General features: G+C 64.8%; 15 protein-coding genes and 1 tRNA gene. 11 read left to right on the forward strand and 5 right to left on the reverse strand.

Going from position 1 to position 17,013, the window contains the following annotated elements:
* Window positions 1–4: 4 nt before the first annotated feature.
* The 10 genes from ACQY4V_RS19885 to ACQY4V_RS19930 all read left to right on the forward strand — a co-directional run bounded on the left by ACQY4V_RS19885 (window position 5) and on the right by ACQY4V_RS19930 (window position 10,583).
* Complete coding sequence (locus ACQY4V_RS19885; protein WP_428517311.1) at window positions 5–1,111, forward strand: ABC transporter permease; 1,107 nt, start codon at window positions 5–7, stop codon at window positions 1,109–1,111.
* On the forward strand, window positions 1,108–2,697 hold the full coding sequence (locus ACQY4V_RS19890; RefSeq protein WP_428514728.1) for an ABC transporter ATP-binding protein: 1,590 nt from the start codon (window positions 1,108–1,110) through the stop codon (window positions 2,695–2,697). The genes ACQY4V_RS19885 and ACQY4V_RS19890 overlap by 4 nt, the downstream gene beginning before the upstream one ends.
* Before the next feature lie 269 nt (window positions 2,698–2,966).
* Window positions 2,967–3,956, forward strand: a complete 990-nt coding sequence (locus ACQY4V_RS19895; RefSeq protein ID WP_428514730.1) for a BMP family lipoprotein — start codon at window positions 2,967–2,969, stop codon at window positions 3,954–3,956.
* 50 nt (window positions 3,957–4,006) lie between these two features.
* Window positions 4,007–4,357 (forward strand): molecular chaperone GroEL, encoded by a 351-nt coding sequence (locus ACQY4V_RS19900; protein WP_428514732.1) that lies wholly within the window; start codon window positions 4,007–4,009, stop codon window positions 4,355–4,357.
* Complete coding sequence (locus tag ACQY4V_RS19905) at window positions 4,354–5,988, forward strand: ABC transporter ATP-binding protein (RefSeq protein WP_428514734.1); 1,635 nt, start codon at window positions 4,354–4,356, stop codon at window positions 5,986–5,988. Before ACQY4V_RS19900 ends, ACQY4V_RS19905 begins: the two co-directional genes overlap by 4 nt.
* Window positions 5,981–7,078 (forward strand): ABC transporter permease, encoded by a 1,098-nt coding sequence (locus tag ACQY4V_RS19910; RefSeq protein ID WP_428514736.1) that lies wholly within the window; start codon window positions 5,981–5,983, stop codon window positions 7,076–7,078. Before ACQY4V_RS19905 ends, ACQY4V_RS19910 begins: the two co-directional genes overlap by 8 nt.
* Window positions 7,079–7,175: 97 nt before the next feature.
* Window positions 7,176–7,811, forward strand: coding sequence for a LysE family translocator (locus ACQY4V_RS19915; protein WP_428514738.1), 636 nt, complete (start codon window positions 7,176–7,178; stop codon window positions 7,809–7,811).
* Window positions 7,812–7,815: 4 nt separating this feature from the next.
* The gene (locus ACQY4V_RS19920) at window positions 7,816–8,763 is read left to right on the forward strand and encodes an ABC transporter permease (RefSeq protein ID WP_428514740.1); all 948 of its coding nucleotides are present in this window, start codon (window positions 7,816–7,818) and stop codon (window positions 8,761–8,763) included.
* A 153-nt stretch (window positions 8,764–8,916) separates the two neighbouring features.
* Window positions 8,917–9,831 (forward strand): sulfite exporter TauE/SafE family protein, encoded by a 915-nt coding sequence (locus ACQY4V_RS19925; RefSeq protein ID WP_428514742.1) that lies wholly within the window; start codon window positions 8,917–8,919, stop codon window positions 9,829–9,831.
* Window positions 9,831–10,583, forward strand: a complete 753-nt coding sequence (locus ACQY4V_RS19930) for a TIGR02186 family protein (RefSeq protein WP_428514744.1) — start codon at window positions 9,831–9,833, stop codon at window positions 10,581–10,583. Before ACQY4V_RS19925 ends, ACQY4V_RS19930 begins: the two co-directional genes overlap by 1 nt.
* Window positions 10,584–10,774: 191 nt before the next feature.
* Here ACQY4V_RS19930 and ACQY4V_RS19935 read toward each other — a convergent pair whose 3' ends face one another.
* The 5 genes from ACQY4V_RS19935 to ACQY4V_RS19955 form a co-directional block, all read right to left on the reverse strand.
* Window positions 10,775–11,416 (reverse strand): NAD(P)-dependent oxidoreductase, encoded by a 642-nt coding sequence (locus tag ACQY4V_RS19935; RefSeq protein WP_428514746.1) that lies wholly within the window; start codon window positions 11,414–11,416, stop codon window positions 10,775–10,777.
* A gap of 67 nt (window positions 11,417–11,483) precedes the next feature.
* Window positions 11,484–12,296, reverse strand: a complete 813-nt coding sequence (locus ACQY4V_RS19940; protein WP_428514748.1) for an alpha/beta hydrolase family esterase — start codon at window positions 12,294–12,296, stop codon at window positions 11,484–11,486.
* A 130-nt stretch (window positions 12,297–12,426) separates the two neighbouring features.
* On the reverse strand, window positions 12,427–12,597 hold the full coding sequence (locus ACQY4V_RS19945) for a hypothetical protein (RefSeq protein ID WP_428514750.1): 171 nt from the start codon (window positions 12,595–12,597) through the stop codon (window positions 12,427–12,429).
* 16 nt (window positions 12,598–12,613) lie between these two features.
* Window positions 12,614–13,999 carry an ammonium transporter gene (locus ACQY4V_RS19950; protein WP_428514752.1) on the reverse strand — a complete coding sequence of 462 codons (1,386 nt, stop codon included), beginning with the start codon at window positions 13,997–13,999 and terminating at the stop codon, window positions 12,614–12,616.
* 433 nt (window positions 14,000–14,432) lie between these two features.
* Window positions 14,433–15,866 carry an FAD-binding oxidoreductase gene (locus tag ACQY4V_RS19955; RefSeq protein ID WP_428514754.1) on the reverse strand — a complete coding sequence of 478 codons (1,434 nt, stop codon included), beginning with the start codon at window positions 15,864–15,866 and terminating at the stop codon, window positions 14,433–14,435.
* A gap of 101 nt (window positions 15,867–15,967) precedes the next feature.
* On the opposite strand from ACQY4V_RS19955, the gene ACQY4V_RS19960 reads away from it, so the two are divergent.
* Window positions 15,968–16,044 (forward strand) — tRNA-Met (locus ACQY4V_RS19960).
* Window positions 16,045–17,013 lie beyond the last annotated feature (969 nt).

The raw sequence follows: 17,013 nt of genomic DNA on the forward strand, positions 1-17,013 counted from the left end.
GATGATCAGGCTCAACCCCCTGAACCAGCGCCGCTGGCGCAACTTCAAGCGCAACAAGCGGGCGTTCTGGTCGCTGATCATCTTTACCTTGCTGTGCGTGATCACCCTGCCGGCGGAGTTCGTGGCCAACGACAAGCCGCTGTTGGTCAAATACCGCGACGCCTATTACATGCCGATCCTGAAATTCTATCCCGAGACCGAGTTCGGCGGGGATTTCCGGACAGAGGCGGTCTATGCCGACCCCGAGGTCGAGTGCCTGATCGTGTCGGGCGGGCTGGAGGAGTGTTTCGACGACCCTGAGGGGATTATCGAGCAGGCCCAGACGGGCCAGGTGAATGGGGAGATGATCGAGAAAGGCTGGACCATCTGGCCGATCATTCCCTACAGCCACGACACGCCGGTGGACCGGCCCGGCGCCGCGCCGTTGCCGCCGAACGATCAGAATATCCTGGGGACGGATGGGACCAAGCGCGACGTGCTGGCCATCGTGATCTACGGCTTCCGGCTGGCGGTGATGTTCACGCTGGTGGTGACGCTCTTCTCGTCGGTGATCGGGGTCGTGGCGGGGGCCGTGCAGGGGTATTTCGGCGGGCGGATCGACCTGTTCTTTCAAAGGTTCATCGAGATCTGGGCGTCGACGCCGCAGCTATACGTGATCATCATCCTGTTCTCGATATTGCCGAGGGGATTCTGGCTGCTGGTCGGGATCATGGTGGCGTTCGGGTGGATGGCGCTGGTGGGCGTGGTGCGGGCGGAGTTCCTGCGCGCGCGGAATTTCGAGTATGTGCGCGCGGCCAAGGCGCTGGGCGTGGGCAACATGAAGATCATGTTCCGCCACATGTTGCCCAACGCGATGGTGGCGACGCTGACCTTCCTGCCGTTCATCATCACCGGCACGATCAGCCTGTTGGCGACGCTGGACTTCCTGGGCTACGGCCTGCCGTCGGGGGCGCCGTCGCTGGGGGAACTGACCTTGCAGGCCAAGCAGAACCTGCAGGCGCCGTGGCTGGCCTTTACCGCGTTCTTCACCTTCGCGATCATGCTGTCGCTGCTGGTCTTCATCTTTGAAGGCGTGCGGGATGCGTTCGACCCACGGAAAACCTTTCAATGAGCCTGCTTGAAGTCAAAGACCTGAAGGTGGGTTTCCGCCAGGACGGCGCGGTGACGCAGGCGGTGCATGGCGTGTCGTTCAGCGTGGACCGCGGCGAGACCGTGGCGCTGGTGGGCGAGAGCGGGTCGGGCAAGTCGGTGACGGCGCTGAGCACCGTGTCGCTGCTGGGTGACAGCGCGATTGTCGAGGGCAGCGTCACCTATGACGGCCAGCAGATGATCGGTGCGAACGACAAGCTGCTGCGCAAGGTGCGGGGCAACGACATCAGTTTCATCTTCCAGGAGCCGATGACCAGCCTGAACCCGCTGCACACGCTGGAAAAACAGCTGACCGAGTCGATCGAGCTGCACCAGGGGTTGCGCGGTGCGGCGGTGCGGGAGCGTATCCTGGAACTGCTCAATCGCGTTGGCATCCGCGACCCCGAGAGCCGGCTGGGGGCGTATCCGCACCAGTTGTCGGGGGGCCAAAGGCAGCGGGTGATGATCGCCATGGCGCTGTCGAACAAGCCTGACGTCCTGATCGCGGACGAGCCCACCACGGCGCTGGACGTGACCATCCAGGCGCAAATCCTTGAACTGCTGGCGGAGCTGAAGCGCGAGGAGGATATGGGGCTTCTCTTCATCACCCATGACCTTGGCGTGGTGGAACGGATCGCGGACCGGGTCTGCGTGATGAAAGACGGCGAGATCGTCGAGACGGGTCCCACCGAGGAGATTTTCGGCAATCCGCAGCATGCCTATACCAAGAAGCTGCTGGGGGCTGCGCCCTCGGGCGTGCCCGAACCGGTGCCGGAAGGCGCCGAGACGCTGGTCGAGACCCATGGGCTGCGCATCTGGTTCCCGATTCAGAAGGGGTTGTTGAAGCGCACGGTAGGCCATGTGAAGGCTGTGAACGAGGCCGATATCGAGGTGCGGAGGGGCGAGACGCTGGGGATCGTGGGCGAAAGCGGGTCGGGCAAGACCACGCTGGCGCTGGCGCTGATGCGGCTGATCGAATCCGAGGGCGAGATGCGGTTCGAGGGCGAGGACATGCGCGCGTGGTCCACGCGGCAGCTGCGCCGCAAACGCTCGGACATCCAGATCGTGTTCCAGGACCCGGTGGGCAGCCTGAGCCCGCGGATGACCTGCGAGCAGATCATCGCCGAGGGGCTGGGCGTGCATGGCAACCCGGATGGGCGGCCGGTGCGCGAACTGGTGGCCGAGGTGATGCGCGAGGTCGAGCTGAACCCCGAGACGATGGACCGCTATCCGCATGAGTTCTCCGGCGGGCAGCGGCAGCGGATCGCCATCGCGCGGGCGATGATCCTGCGGCCCAAGCTGGTGGTGCTGGACGAGCCGACGAGTGCTCTGGACATGACGGTGCAGGTGCAGATCGTGGACCTGCTGCGCCGGTTGCAGGTGAAGTACGGGCTGACCTATCTGTTCATCAGCCATGACCTCGCCGTGGTGCGGGCGATGAGCCACAAGGTGGTGGTGATGAAGCAGGGCGATATCGTGGAATACGGGCCGTCCGAGGACATCTTCAACAATCCCAAGACCGAGTATGCCAAGACGTTGTTGCAGGCGGCGCTTGATTTGAAGGTCTAGGAGGCGCGTGGGTGTTCACCCACCCTACGCGGGCCGGCAAGCGCGCGATTGCGTCGGGAAGTCCCGGATCAAGTCCGGGACGGCGTTTGCGGATAGACTCGCGTGGCGCGCACCGGGGCGGGACAGGCAGGCTTACCTTGCGGCAAGCCGCTGAGCATCTTGACCCATGGGGCCAGTTGCGGCCTACTTGCCGAAATCAAAAAGGGGGCGGGCGTGATTCAGCCCTTCCGGTCAGCCATGCACCGCCGCCGAACCTCAGGGAGACATACATGACACTGATGAAAAGCCTCATGGGCGCCGCCGCAACGCTGGCTTTGAGCGCGGCGGGCGCATTGGCCGATCCGGCGCTGATCTATGATCTTGGCGGCAAGTTCGACAAGTCGTTCAACGAAAGCGCGCATAACGGCGCGTCGCGCTGGGCCGAGGAAACCGGCGGCAGCTATAACGAGGTCGAGCTGGAATCCGAGGCGCAGCGCGAGCAGTTCATGCGCCGCTTTGCCGAGGCCGGAAACAACCCGGTGGTGATGGTCGGCTTTGCCTTTGGCGAGACCCTGGGCGAGGTGGCGCCGGACTATCCCGACACCAAGTTCGTCATCATCGACATGGTGGTGGACGAGCCCAACGTGCGCTCGGTGGTGTTCAACGAACACGAAGGCAGCTACCTGGTGGGGATGATGGCGGCGATGGCGTCGGAGTCGGGCACGGTCGGGTTCATCGGCGGCATGGACATCCCGCTGATCCGCAAGTTTGCCTGCGGCTACGTGCAGGGCGTGAAGGCGGCCAACCCGGACGCCACGGTGATTCAGAACATGACCGGCACCACCCCGGCGGCGTGGAACGACCCGGTGAAGGGGTCGGAACTGACCAAGGCGCAGATCAGCCAAGGGGCGGACGTCATTTATCACGCCGCGGGCGGGACCGGCACGGGCGTGTTGCAGACCGCCGCCGACGAGGACGTGCTGGGCATCGGCGTGGACAGCAACCAGAATTACCTGCATCCGGGCAGCGTTCTGACCTCGATGGTCAAGCGCGTGGACAACGCTGTCTATGACGCGATGTCGGCGGGCGCGGACGTCGAAACCGGCGTGAACGTGATGGGCCTCAAGAATGACGGGGTGGCCTATGCGCTGGACGAACATAACGAGGCGCTTGTGACGCCCGAGATGAAAGAGGCCGTGGACGCCGCCGCCGAAGAGATCGCGAATGGCGAGCTGAAGGTGCATGACTACATGTCCGACAACAGCTGTCCGGCGTCCTGATCACACCGGGCCGGGCCGCGACGTAGGCCCGGCCGCTGCCGGAGACCGCCATGAGTGACAGCGTCAGACGGTTTTTCAACGCCTGGGGCGACGGCGATGCGGAGGCGCGGATGGCCGTGCTGAACGACGTGCTGGCGGACGGTGTGCGCTATGCCGACCCGCGGCTGGACGAGGCGCTTGTCGGAACGGCTGCGGTGATGGATTACGTCGGCCAGTATTCGGCCATGGCGCCGGGTGCGATTGCTCAGATCGCGAATATGGAGACCCGCGACGGCATCACGCGCGCGACGGTGGAGTTCATCATGGCGGACGGGCAGATGCAGCTTGGTCAGTACATGACCGAGGCTGACGCGGCGGGGCGCCTGACCCGGCTGGTGGGGTTCAAAGGCACCGGCGCATGAGCGTGGCGCCGGCCATCGAGTTGCAGGGGATATCCAAGGCCTTCGGGCCGGTGCAGGCCAACAAGGATATCTCGATCCGCGTGGCCCCCGGCACGATCCACGGGATCATCGGCGAGAACGGGGCCGGGAAATCGACGCTGATGTCGATCCTCTACGGGTTCTACAAGGCCGACGCGGGCAAGATCTTCATCAAGGGGCAGGAAACCCGCATCCCCGACAGCCAGGCGGCGATTGCGGCGGGGATCGGCATGGTCTTCCAGCATTTCAAGCTGGTGGAGAATTTCACCGTGCTGGAGAACGTGATCCTTGGGGCCGAGGACGGGGCGCTGTTGCGCCCGAGCCTGGCCAAGGCGCGGCGGGAACTGGCGGCGCTGGCCCGTGAATACGAGCTGAACGTGACGCCCGATGCGCTGATCGAGGATATCGGCGTGGGGATGCAGCAGCGGGTGGAGATCCTGAAGGCGCTTTACCGGCAGGCGGATATCCTGATCCTGGACGAGCCGACGGGCGTGCTGACCCCTGCCGAGGCGGATCAGCTGTTTCGTATCCTTGCCCGGCTGCGGGACGAGGGGAAGACGATTATCCTGATCACCCACAAGCTGCGCGAGATCATGGAGATCACCGACGACGTCAGCGTCATGCGGCGCGGCGAGATGGTGGCAACGGTCAGAACCTCCGAGACGGGGCCGGAGGAACTGGCCGAGTTGATGGTGGGGCGCAAGGTACTGCTCAGGGTCGAGAAGGCGGCGGCCCGGCCCGGCGACGTAGTGCTGGAGGTCGAGAACCTGCACGTGGTCGACGGGCAGGGGGTGGAGCGGCTGCGCGGCGTTGATTTGCAGGTGCGGAAGGGCGAGATCGTGGGGCTGGCCGGGGTGGCCGGGAACGGGCAGTCGGAGCTGCTGGAGGTTCTGGGCGGTATGCGGCCCGCGACGGGGCGCGTGGCGGTGAACGGTGTGGACCTGGCCCTGACCGGGCGTGGCGCGGATGGCAAGGCACGGCGCGCGGCGGGCGTGGGGCACGTGCCCGAGGACCGGCAGCGCGAAGGGCTGATCATGGCGTTTTCCGCTTGGGAGAACAGTGTGTTTGGGTATCACCGCGATCCGGCTTCGGGGAGCGGGATCTTGATGGACAATGCCGGAATTCAGACCGAGGCGGCGGCCAAGATGGAGAGGTTCGACGTGCGGCCCCGAGATGCTAAACTGTCGGCCAGGCATTTCAGCGGAGGCAACCAGCAGAAGATCGTGCTGGCTCGGGAGATCGAGCGGAACCCGGACTTGCTCTTGGTGGGGCAGCCGACGCGGGGTGTGGATATCGGGGCGATCGAATTCATCCACGCCCAGATCATCGCGCTGCGCGATGCGGGCAAGGCGATATTGCTGGTGAGCGTGGAGTTAGACGAGGTGATGGCGCTGAGCGACCGCATCGCGGTGATGTTCGACGGGGGGATCATGGGCGAGCGTCTGCCGGCGCAGACGGACGAGACCGAGCTGGGCCTGTTGATGGCCGGGATCGAGGGGCGGCCCAAGGATGCCGCCGCCGCCGTGCAAGAGGCACAGGCCGCGCAGGCGCAGGAACACGCAGAGGAACACGGCACGGCACACGGGTCCGGGCAGGGAGGCGGGCATGGATAGGTTACCCGGCTGGGCCGATGCGGTGCTGGTGCCGCTGGTGTCGCTGTTGCTTGCGGCGCTGCTGTCGGCGCTGGTGATCCTGGCCATCGGGGAAAGCCCGGTCGAGGCGCTGCGGATCATGATCACCGGCGCGTTCGGGTCGACCTATGGGTGGGGCTATACGCTCTACTACGCGACGACGTTCATGTTCACCGGGCTGGCCTTTGCCGTCGCCAGCCATGCGGGGATGTTCAATATCGGGGCCGAAGGGCAGGCGATGCTGGGGGGGCTTGGCGTGGCGCTGGTTTGCCTGGCGCTACCCTGGCCGCATTGGGCGCTGGCCTTGCCTGCCGCGATGGCGGGGGGCGCGGTGTTCGGGGCGCTTTGGGCGCTCATCCCGGCGTGGCTGCAGGCGACGCGGGGCAGTCACATCGTGATCACGACGATCATGTTCAACCTGATTGCGGCGGCCTTGTTGAATTACCTTCTGGGCGGGGCGCTGCGCCCTGCGGGGTCGGTGGAGTCGGCCACGGCGCGGTTTCCCGAGGGGGCGACCTTGCCGACGCTGCACGACATGCTGGCGCCAGTGGGGATTTCGTTTTCCAAGGCCGCGCCGGTGAATATCAGCCTGTTCGTGGCGGTGCTGGCCTGCCTCATCGTGTGGCTGCTGATCTGGCGGACGCGGCTGGGATACGAGATCCGGGCGCTGGGGTATTCGCAGACGGCCTCGCGCTACGCCGGGATCGGGCCGGTGAAGATCGTCGTGGTGGCGATGCTTATCTCGGGCGGGCTGGCCGGGCTGATGGCCGTGAACGTGGTGATGGGCGAGGCGGAGCGGTTGCTGCTGAACCCCACCGAAGGCGCGGGGTTCATCGGGATCGCTGTGGCGCTGATGGGACGGAACCACCCCTTGGGTGTGTTCCTGGCGGCAATCCTGTTTGGGTTCCTGTATCAGGGCGGGGGCGAACTGGGCCTCTGGACGTCGATCCCGCGGGAGTTGATCGTGGTGATACAGGCGCTGGTGATCCTGTTCACCGGGGCGCTGGACAACATGGTGCGGATGCCGATGGAACGGGCCTATGGCGCGTTGCGGCGGAGGCGGAGGGCATGAGCGTACATGGTTCGGCCTGGGGCGAAGTGTTTCGTGTCGTGATGCGCGACAGGATGTGGCATCTTGAAGGGGTCACATCTTTTCGGAGCCTCAGACCATGACCGAGTTCACGGCCTATCTTCCCGGCTTTATCGCCGCCCATGCCATCCTGCTGGTGGGGGCGTCCTCGCCAGGGCCAGCGGTGGCGATGCTGCTGGGTATCTCGACCAACCAGGGGCGGGGGCCGGCATTGGTGACCTGCGCGGGCATCGCCACCGGCAGCATGACGATCAACATCCTGACCATGCTGGGCGTAGGGCTGATCCTGTCGCAGGCGGCGTGGGCGATGAGTGTGCTGAAGCTGATCGGTGCGGCCTACCTGGTGTGGCTGGCCTATGGCGCGTTCAAGAAGGCGCTGAACCCGCCGAAGCTGTCGGTGATCAAAACGCCGAAGCAGGCGGATGCGAAGCTGTTTGCACAAGGCTACGCGTTGCAGGTGACCAATCCCAAGGCGATTGTCTTCTGGCTGGCCATCGCGGCGGTGGGTGCCGTCGAAGGGGCGCCGGGGACGGTGATTGCCGCCTTCGTCGCCGGAGCCTTCGTGATCAGTTTCACGATGCATGCGGCCTGGGCGATGTTCCTGTCCTCGGGGCCCATCCGGGCCGCCTATGCCGGCGGGCGGCGGTGGATCGAGGCGGGTTTGGGCAGCTTTTTCACCTTTGCCGCGTACAAAATGGCCACGTCGGAGAATTGAGCGCATGGAGTTCCTGACCCTTCTGCAAGTTCTCGACAGCACGGTGCGGTTGGCCATACCGCTGTTGCTGGCCTGTCTTGCGGGGTTGTTCAGCGAGCGGGCGGGCATTTTCGACATCGGGCTGGAAGGCAAGATGCTGATGGCGGCGTTCTTTTCGGCCGCCGTCGCCTATGTGTCGGGGTCGGCCTGGGTGGGGCTGCTGGCGGGGATCGGGTCGTCGGTGCTGCTGTCGGGGCTGCACGGGCTGGCCAGCATCACGTTCCGGGGCAACCAGTTGATCTCGGGCGTGGCGATCAATTTCCTGGCGGCGGGGCTGACGGTACTGATCGCGGCGGACTGGTTCCAGGAGGCGGGGCGGACGCCCTCGCTGAGCGGCGGGGCGCGGTTCGAGCCCATTGAGCTGCCATTCGCGAGGAGTCTCGGACCGGTCTATGGCGAGCTTGTTTCGGGGCATACGATACTGGTTTACCTGGCCTTTTTGTGCGTGCCGGCCAGCTGGTGGGTGCTGTATCGGACGCGGTTCGGGCTGCGGCTGCGGGCGGTGGGCGAAAACCCCGAGGCGGTGGACACGGCGGGTATCAGCGTGCCGGGCATGCGGTTCGCGGCGCTGGCCATTTGCGGTGTTCTGTGCGGGGTGGCGGGGGCGTACCTGTCGACTGCGTTGCAGGCCGGGTTCGTCAAGGACATGACGGCGGGGCGTGGATTCATCGCGTTGGCGGCGCTGATCTTTGCCAAGTGGCGGCCGTGGTACGCGTTGTGGGCGACGCTCCTGTTCGGGTTGTTGCAGGCGGTGGCGCTGCGGTACCAGACGTTCGAGCTGGGCGGTATCGCGGTTCCGACGCAGCTGATGGATGCGGCACCGTATATCCTGACGGTCGTGATCCTGGCGGGGTTCGTCGGCAAGGCGATTCCGCCAAAATCAGGCGGAGTGCCATACGTTAAAGAGCGCTAACTGCCCCAAGTGTCTCAAAAGTTTCGGAAACGGAAGCGCATGGACCGATGCGTTCACACTTCGTAAGGCCAGTTCATATAAATTGATCAGACCTGAGGCGGCAAAGCCCATGCCGCGCTTGCAAAAAGCCCGTAGCCGGGGCTAACACGGGTTATGCAGATCTACCTTCCCATCGCCGAGGTTTCGGTCAACGCGTTCCTGCTTTTGGGGCTGGGTGGATTGGTGGGCGTGCTTTCGGGGATGTTCGGTGTGGGCGGTGGGTTTCTGATGACGCCGCTGCTGTTCTTCATCGGCATCCCGCCGGCGGTGGCCGTGGCGACCGAGGCCAACCAGATCGTGGCGTCTTCCTTTTCGGGCGTGCTGGCGCATCTGAGGCGCAAGACCGTGGACCTCCGAATGGGCACGGTGCTGCTGATCGGCGGGCTGATAGGGGCCGCGCTGGGCGTCGTGGTCTTCAACTACTTGCGGTCGCTGGGGCAGGTCGATCTGCTGGTGCGGCTGTGCTACGTGGTGTTTCTGGGCATCATCGGCGGGATGATGTTCTTTGAAAGCCTGCGGGCGATCCGGCGCAGCAAGTCGGGCAAGCCCGCGCAGCGCAAGAAACACACCTGGATCCAGAAGCTGCCGTTCAAGATGCGGTTCCGCACGAGCGGGCTGTATATCAGCGTCATTCCCCCGGTGATCGTGGGGGTTTGCGTGGGCATCCTGGCGGCGATCATGGGCGTGGGCGGCGGGTTCATCATGGTGCCGGCGATGATCTACCTGCTGGGGATGCCGACCAAGGTGGTCGTGGGCACGTCGCTTTTCCAGATCATTTTCGTGACGGCCTTTACCACGCTTCTGCACGCCACGACGAACTTTACCGTGGACGTGGCGCTGGCGGTGCTGCTGTTGATCGGGGGCGTGATCGGGGCGCAGATCGGGACCACGATCGGCACGCGGATGAAGGCCGAGCAACTGCGGATCCTGCTGGCGCTGATGGTGCTGGCGGTGTGCTTCAAGCTGGCGCTGGACCTGCTGCTTGTCCCGTCCGAGCTTTATTCCATTGGCGCGGCGGAGGGGCATTGATGCGTTGGCTGATCGCCTTTCTGTTCATGGCCGGGCCGGTGATGGCCGAGGAGGTCGTGCTGGGGCTGAGCCGGGACAAGGTGGCGATCACGGCCACCTTCGACGGTTCGGAGATCCTGGTGTTCGGTGCGGTCAAGCGGGAAGAGAAGATCCCCGAGGAACCGCTGGACGTGATCGTGGCCATCGCGGGCCCGAGCAAGCCGGTGGTGGTGCGCCGCAAGGAGCGGCGGTTCGGCATCTGGGTGAATACGGACGCGGTCGAGGTGGACCGGGCGCCGTCCTTTTACGCCATCGCCACGACCGGGCCGCTGGACAAGGTGCTGTCGAATGTCGAGGACCTGCGGCACAGCATTTCGATCCCGCGTGCGATCCGGGCGGTGGGCACGGCAAGCGACACGGTCGATCCGCAGGTCTTTACCGAGGCGATCATCCGCATCCGCAAGGCCAACGGGGCCTACAGTCTGCAGGAAGGGGCGGTGTCGCTGGACGAGCAGACGCTGTTTCGGACGTCCATTGCGATGCCTGCGAACCTGACGGAAGGGGCGTATACGACGCGCATCTTCCTGACCCGGGGCGGCGAGGTCGTGTCGACCTACGAGACGGCCATCGGCGTGCAGAAGGTCGGGCTGGAGCGGTGGATCTTCAACCTGTCGCGGGAACAGCCGCTGATCTACGGGTTGATGTCGCTGGCCATCGCCATCGCGGCGGGCTGGGGCGCGTCGGCGGCGTTCCGGGCGATACGGGACCGATGAGCCTTTCGCGGCCTGAAGGTTAAGTCCGCCAATTCTGGTAAATTTGCATGTCGGTACCCGCGTCGGTATCCGGGTGGTATCGCGACGGTGCGCTTTCTGTCGCAAAGCAGGTTAACGGACCGCGCGGATTTCGCGGATGCAGCATAAAAACTTAAGAAGACGTAAAATCCATAGGTCCAGTTCGTCCGAATTCACCTGGCGAGAACGACGTCCCCGCGGATGTCCAGACCCTGCTCGATCGCGTCGATCAGGTAGCAGGCGGTGTCGCCGCGCGAGATCAGGCCGTTGCGCCACGCCTTGGGGTCGCGCAGCACCTGGTAGCCGCCGGTGCGCGTGCCGTTGGTCAGGATCACGGGGCGTGCGATGGTCCAGTCGAGGGAGCTGTCCATGATCAGCGCTTCCTGCCGGTCCTTGTCGGCGTAGGGGCGGCCCAGAATGGCCTTGTGGCCTAGGCTCTCGACGCTGCTCATGGCCGACCGGCTGCGACCCGCGCCGAAGCCGGTGACGGCGACGAGGCGGGAGACGCCCGCCGTCTTCATGGCGTCCAGAAGGATGCGGGTCGTTTTCGAGAAGAGCGTGACCTCTTTCCAGAGCATCGAGACGCTTTCCTTGATCCCCAGCGCGTAGATCACCGCGTCGGTGCCCTTGAGTGCGTCGGCCACGGTTCCGGGGTCGAGGGCATCGCCGGGAAATGGCTCCAGCCCGGGGCGGGGCGGCATGTCGCCGGCGGACCGGGCGAAAGCGCGGACGGTGTGATTGCGGCGCAGCGCCTCCTCGACGGCGCATTGGCCGATGCCGGAGGTGGCGCCGAAGATGGTGATGTGGGTGCTCATGCGGGTCCCTTGCGTGGCGTTCGTGTCAGGACCTAGCGGCGGCCGGGGCGAGGTAAAGTGCCTTGGGTCAACTGGAGAAAATCAGACCCCAGGCGGCGGCGATCCAGTCTGTGCGAAAGCTGTGGCCGCCGGGATGCAGGCATTTGACCAGCCGCGTGTCGTTGGGTGCGCTCCAGGCTTCGCAGGTCAGGCCGTCATGCAAGGCGGGGGCCTTCGATGGCTCGTGCCCAGCTAGCTTGCGGTACATCGAGAGGACGGTTTCGACATCGCCTTGCCGCGCCTCGTCGATGGCGCGGCCCGCAAGTGGAACGATCCGGTCGGACGTGCCGTGGACATGGATGATGTCGGCGGGAGGCATCGTGCAGCTGTCGGGCGTGGGCGCCCAGAAGGTGCCGGCGACGGAAATGAAGCCGGCATAGTCGGCGGGCCGGTGACAGGCCAGGGTCCAAGTCATCATGCCGCCGGCGGAAAAGCCGGCCATGACGATGCGGTCTGGGTCGATCGGGTTCCTGTCCAGGATATCGGCGCGCAGGGCGTCGAAATAGGCCAGTTCCGTGTCGGGCGAGGTGACGCCGCCGGAGGGCGTGCCGGGCAGGCGCCAGTCGTCGCCCCTGGCGTTGGCCGCGACCAGCGCGATGCCCAGGCGGTCGGCCATGGCGCGCAGCGAACCGTTGCGCATCGTGCCCGCCGCCGAGCCCTTGTAGCCGTGGGCGAAGATCAGCGCGCCCATGGGTGTGGCGCCGTCCTGCCCCTGTGGGAGGTAGATGCGGTAGCTGCGGTCGCCGATCCGGCAGTCGGTGTCGGGCCCACAGGCGAAGGCCGGAAGACCGGCCAGTGTCAGTGTGAGCGTGAGGGCGAGGAGGGCAGCCAAGTGTTTCATACCGAAAGGATTAGCACCGCCGGCGCCCGGTGACAGGACCAATGCGGGCCTTCACGGTCATTTGACCCTGGCCGAATGCAAAACGCCCCGCAGGCAACCCGCGGGGCGTTTCGGCCAAGCAGGCCGAGGCTTACTTGTGCTTCTTGTACTTGGTCGACTCGATGCCGTTGCCAAAGAGCAGGGCGGCGATGCAGATGCCGATGGCGATCAAGCTGTAGATCAGCGTGTGGCCGCCCGCGCCGCCGACGAAGATGACGCCGCTGACACCGTCCCAGGATGCGTTCTCAAAGGGAAATCCCATGGTTTTTTTCCTTTCGTTACTGCCACGCCGGGGGCGACGCCATGATGCCTTCGGGATAGGCCTGTGCCGGTACCTTGACCGTGTCCAGACCCGCGATTTCGGCCGCTTCGGGCACGCGCAGCATCCCCACCATCTTCAGGATGAGAGAGCTGACGAAGCCGGTGCTGAAGCCGATCGCGACGAAGACGACGATGCCGACAAGCTGGCCGATCAAGCTGACCGTCGGGGCGCCTTCGCCGGTAAGGGCAGGATAGCCCGACGCGAAGATACCCAGCATCAGCATGCCGAAGACGCCCATCGTGCCGTGCACGGTGACCGCGCCCACGGCGTCGTCGATCCCCATGTTTTCGAGGATCGTGGCGGCGGGCTTCAGCATGATGCCCGCGACGATGGCGATGATGAAGGTCAGCGACGGGAAGTAGATGTCGAGACCCGAGGCCACCGAGATGAGCCCCGCCAGCGCGCCGGACATCATCCAGAACGGATCGCGTGTGAACAGCCATGCGCCGATGATGCCGCCGGACACGCCCATCAGGATGTTGAAGGTCAGTGCGCCAAGATTGGTGGGCGTGCCGTAGATCGTGGTGAAGTTGCCGCCCCACGACCAGGCTTCGCCGCCAACGACGAGGCAGGCCATCAGGAAGCCCCAGAAGCCCACGACGATGAGCATGAGACCCGTTGCCGTGAAGGGCATGTTGTGGCCGGCGAGGTTGTTGGCGGTTCCGTCGGGATTGAACTTGCCGATGCGCGGGCCGAGGTTGATCAGCACGCCGAGCGCGAAGAAGGCCGCGACCGCGTGGACGAGCCCCGCCGCGCCGAAGTCATGCACGCCCCAGTCCTGCACCAGCCAGCCATCCGCGTGCCAGCCCCAGGCCGCCGCGAGCGTCCAGCTGAAGCCGCCGAGGATGATGGCGAGAATGACGAAGCCCACGGTCTGGATGCGTTCGATCACGGCGCCCGACATGATCGAGGCGGTGGTGGCGGCGAAAAGCGTGAAAGCGCCCCAGAAGACGCCGTCGATCTGGTCTTCGGTGTTGGGGCCCATGTAGGCCGCCGACTCGCCCCATGGCCAGGCGATGGAGTTGGCATAGGCCGCGCCGGAGATGCCGTTCGGCCCTTCGGACAGCGAGAAGCCCGTGGGGAAGCCCCAGTAGACCCACCAGCCGAAGAAGTAGAAGGCCGGAATGACGAACGCGAAGGCGAGGATGTTCTTGACCCCCGACGAGAGCGCGTTCTTGGCGCGCGACGCGCCCATTTCATAGGCCAGGAAGCCTGCGTGGATGATGATCATGAGGGGGATGGAGAGGTAGTAATACGTCTCTGCGAACATGGTGTTGGTCATGTTCCCCTTCGCCTCCATCGCGGCCACCTGGGCCGCAAGTTCCGCGAGTTGTTCTTCCATTTTTCTTTTTAACCTCCGTGTTGGCCGGAGTGCGCAGTCCCGTACGCTTCGATTCCGGCGACGCCATTACTCAAGCCGGTCGGCGGCGTTCCGCCAAACGTTTTTTTCGGCCCGCGCGAGGCGGAGAAAGCGCCGTTTTCGCGGGTGCAGGACGCAGGGGGCAAAGGGGGGCAGGAGGCGCCGATATGGCGTGGTTTGCCGTAAGGTTATGAAACTTTTAAGTAATCACGCGGGGCATGGGGATAGGGCGGCACTCGGTATTGGCAAGAAGGCGCATTCCTATCGCCGCAGGGTTGTGTGGGAAAAATTTGGTATCGCATTCTTGCGTGATCCAAAAATAGACCAAAGTTTGCACAGTAAATAGGCATCCGGCGCTAAAGATGCAGGCAAGCAGACCGGAGCTGTACCGGATCAGGTCGCCTGCGGGACAGGCTCAGCCGGGCGGAACGGGCAGTACCTTGCCGGGGTTGAGGATGTTCTGCGGATCAAGCGCGGCCTTGATGCTGCGCATCACGTCCAGGGCCACGGCATCCTTGTGCAGGGCCATCGCGGGACGTTTCGACAGGCCGACGCCGTGTTCGGCGGAAAAGGAGCCGCCGAGGGATATCGCCACGTTTTCGACCGCGCGATTGACGGCGGCGTGCACCTCCGGGTCGTCGGTGGTGGGCCAGCCGGAGAAGTGCAGGTTGCCGTCTCCCAGATGCGCCACGTGCAGGAAGCGGATGCCCGGGTCGATGGCCCGGGTTTCGGTTTCGATCCCGGCGATCAGGTCGGCCATGCGGTCGAGCGGGACAGCGATGTCGTTGTCCACCACCGGAGAATACAGGCGCGTGAGTTCGGCGGCGGCCTCGCGCCTTGCCCACATCTCGGACCGCTGGGCGGCGTTTTGCGCGACGGTGGCGTCGAGGATGTCGCCGGCCTCGAGCATGTCGGAGAGGACGGTTTCCAAGTGGCTGGCCATGGGCACGGCGCCGGTGGCGTCGGGCGTGGCGTCGCGGGCCGACAGGGCGCCGAGTTCAAGGAAGATGTTGACGTCGTGACTCTGCGCGAACGGGGCGCGGGCGTCAGGATAACGGGTGAGATGCGCGTCGATGTAGTTTCCGGGCATCAACTCGAACGCCTCGACCGAGTTGGCGGTTTCGGCCTGAAGCCGGTGCAGGAGCGTGAGGGCCGCGGCAATGGAGGGGCAGGCGGCCATGGCGCTGACATAGGCGCGGGGCCTGGGGGCGAGTTTCAGGACGGCGGCCGTGATGATGCCCAGCGTGCCTTCGGCGCCGATCAGAAGGTCGCGCAGGTCATAGCCGGAATTGTCCTTGTGCACCGCGCTCATCAGGTCGAGCACGCGGCCATCGGCCAGGACCGCCTCGATGCCGAGGCAGAGGCCCCGGGTGGAGCCGTAGCGCACCACGTTCGAGCCGCCCGCGTTGGTGGACAGCGCCCCGCCGATCATCGCCGAGCCGCGGGCGCCGAAGGTGAGCGGGAAGATCAGGTGGTGGGCGTCGGCGGCCTCGTGCAGGTTGGCGAGGATCACGCCGGCCTCGACCACGGCGACGCGCGCGTCCGGCCGGATCTCGCGGATGGTGTTCAGTCGGTCGAGCGACAGCAGCAGCGCACCGCCGGCATCAGTGCCGTGGGTCAGCCCGGTATTGCCGGAGATCGGCACGACGGGGGTGCCGTGACGCGAGGCGCACTGCAGCGCCTTCGAGACCTCGCCCGTGTCCGCCGGGCGCAGCACGGCGAGCGGTTCCGGGCGCGTGTCGCCCATCCAATCGATGCGATAGGGTGCTGCGGCGTCTCCGGTGAGCACGCAGGCGTCACCGAGCGCCGCGCGCAGATCGGAAAGCAGGAGAGTGGTATCTGTCGTCATGGCGTGCAGACTGCGCCCGGTGCCGGGCCGCCGCAAGGTGAAATGCGTTGGATTTCCGGCTTGACGCAGTGATGTGCCTGTCTTAACTAGCGCCACGGTTTGGCGGAGTAGCTCAGGTGGTTAGAGCAGCGGAATCATAATCCGCGTGTCGGGGGTTCAAGTCCCTCCTCCGCTACCAAATTTTTCATGCACGTATCAGAAAGCTGATGAGGATCCGGTATGGTTCGCGCCGTCCGGCCTGTGGCCGTCGGCTTTCGACGCTTGCGGCCTCTTTGCTCGGCGCATCAGCGGAAACGCCTTCTCCGCCAGCCTAGACACAACAAATGACGCGCTGCATGTACTCGGCCTGGCTTTCATGACCACGTCTCGGCGCGTCGAATGTTTCGTCCGTGATGATGAGCCTGCTTGCCTTCGAGACTTGGAAACGACGCCAGCCTCTTCCGCGAACGCCGAACACTTGCCATGCGCGAAGGCTTAAAGCTCCGTAGATATCGACCCCGAGGATATATGGCTCAGCTGTTACTATCCGCTCTTCGTAGGAAAAGGTTATTACCCGTCGGTTCGTTATTGCGTCACAAAGCTCGTCTTGTGTCATAGGCGACCTCCTATAACGCAAAAATAGGTCTCAGACTCCAAGAGCAAGATCTTGCCCAATACCTGGTTCGGTGCGCTCTGGAACCGCTTTGAAGCCGCTGGGCTGGAGCGATGATCCAGGGATCAGCTTGGGGTATCCCCAACTATTCGACGCGAATTGCGGCAACCGCCAAGCATCGGCGGTCGCCGCCTGTATCCTGAAATGCTTGCCGTAAGAACTCGCTACATATGTCAGGCGCCGCGATTCCCTGCTGGGCAAAAAGAGACACGAGAATGTCGAATTTGCGCCTCTGCCACAATCCGGACGCATGGCGATGCCGACATGGAAGCCGCCTCGCCCGCGGCCCCGACCGTATCATGCGGGCCATTGGTTTTCGCCCTGTCCACGAATGCTTGTGCAGTTCGTCGGATATGTGAAAAAACCCGGCATGCCGAATGAACTTCCAACCCATACCAGGGATCTTGCGGAACGTCTGCCGAGCGACGCCCTGACCCGGCTGTTCGGCGAGTTGGCCGCGCTGGATGCCCAGGTTGGCGACCGGGAGTTTCCCGA

Source organism: Roseovarius sp. (assembly GCF_965277045.1).
GTDB lineage: Bacteria > Pseudomonadota > Alphaproteobacteria > Rhodobacterales > Rhodobacteraceae > Roseovarius.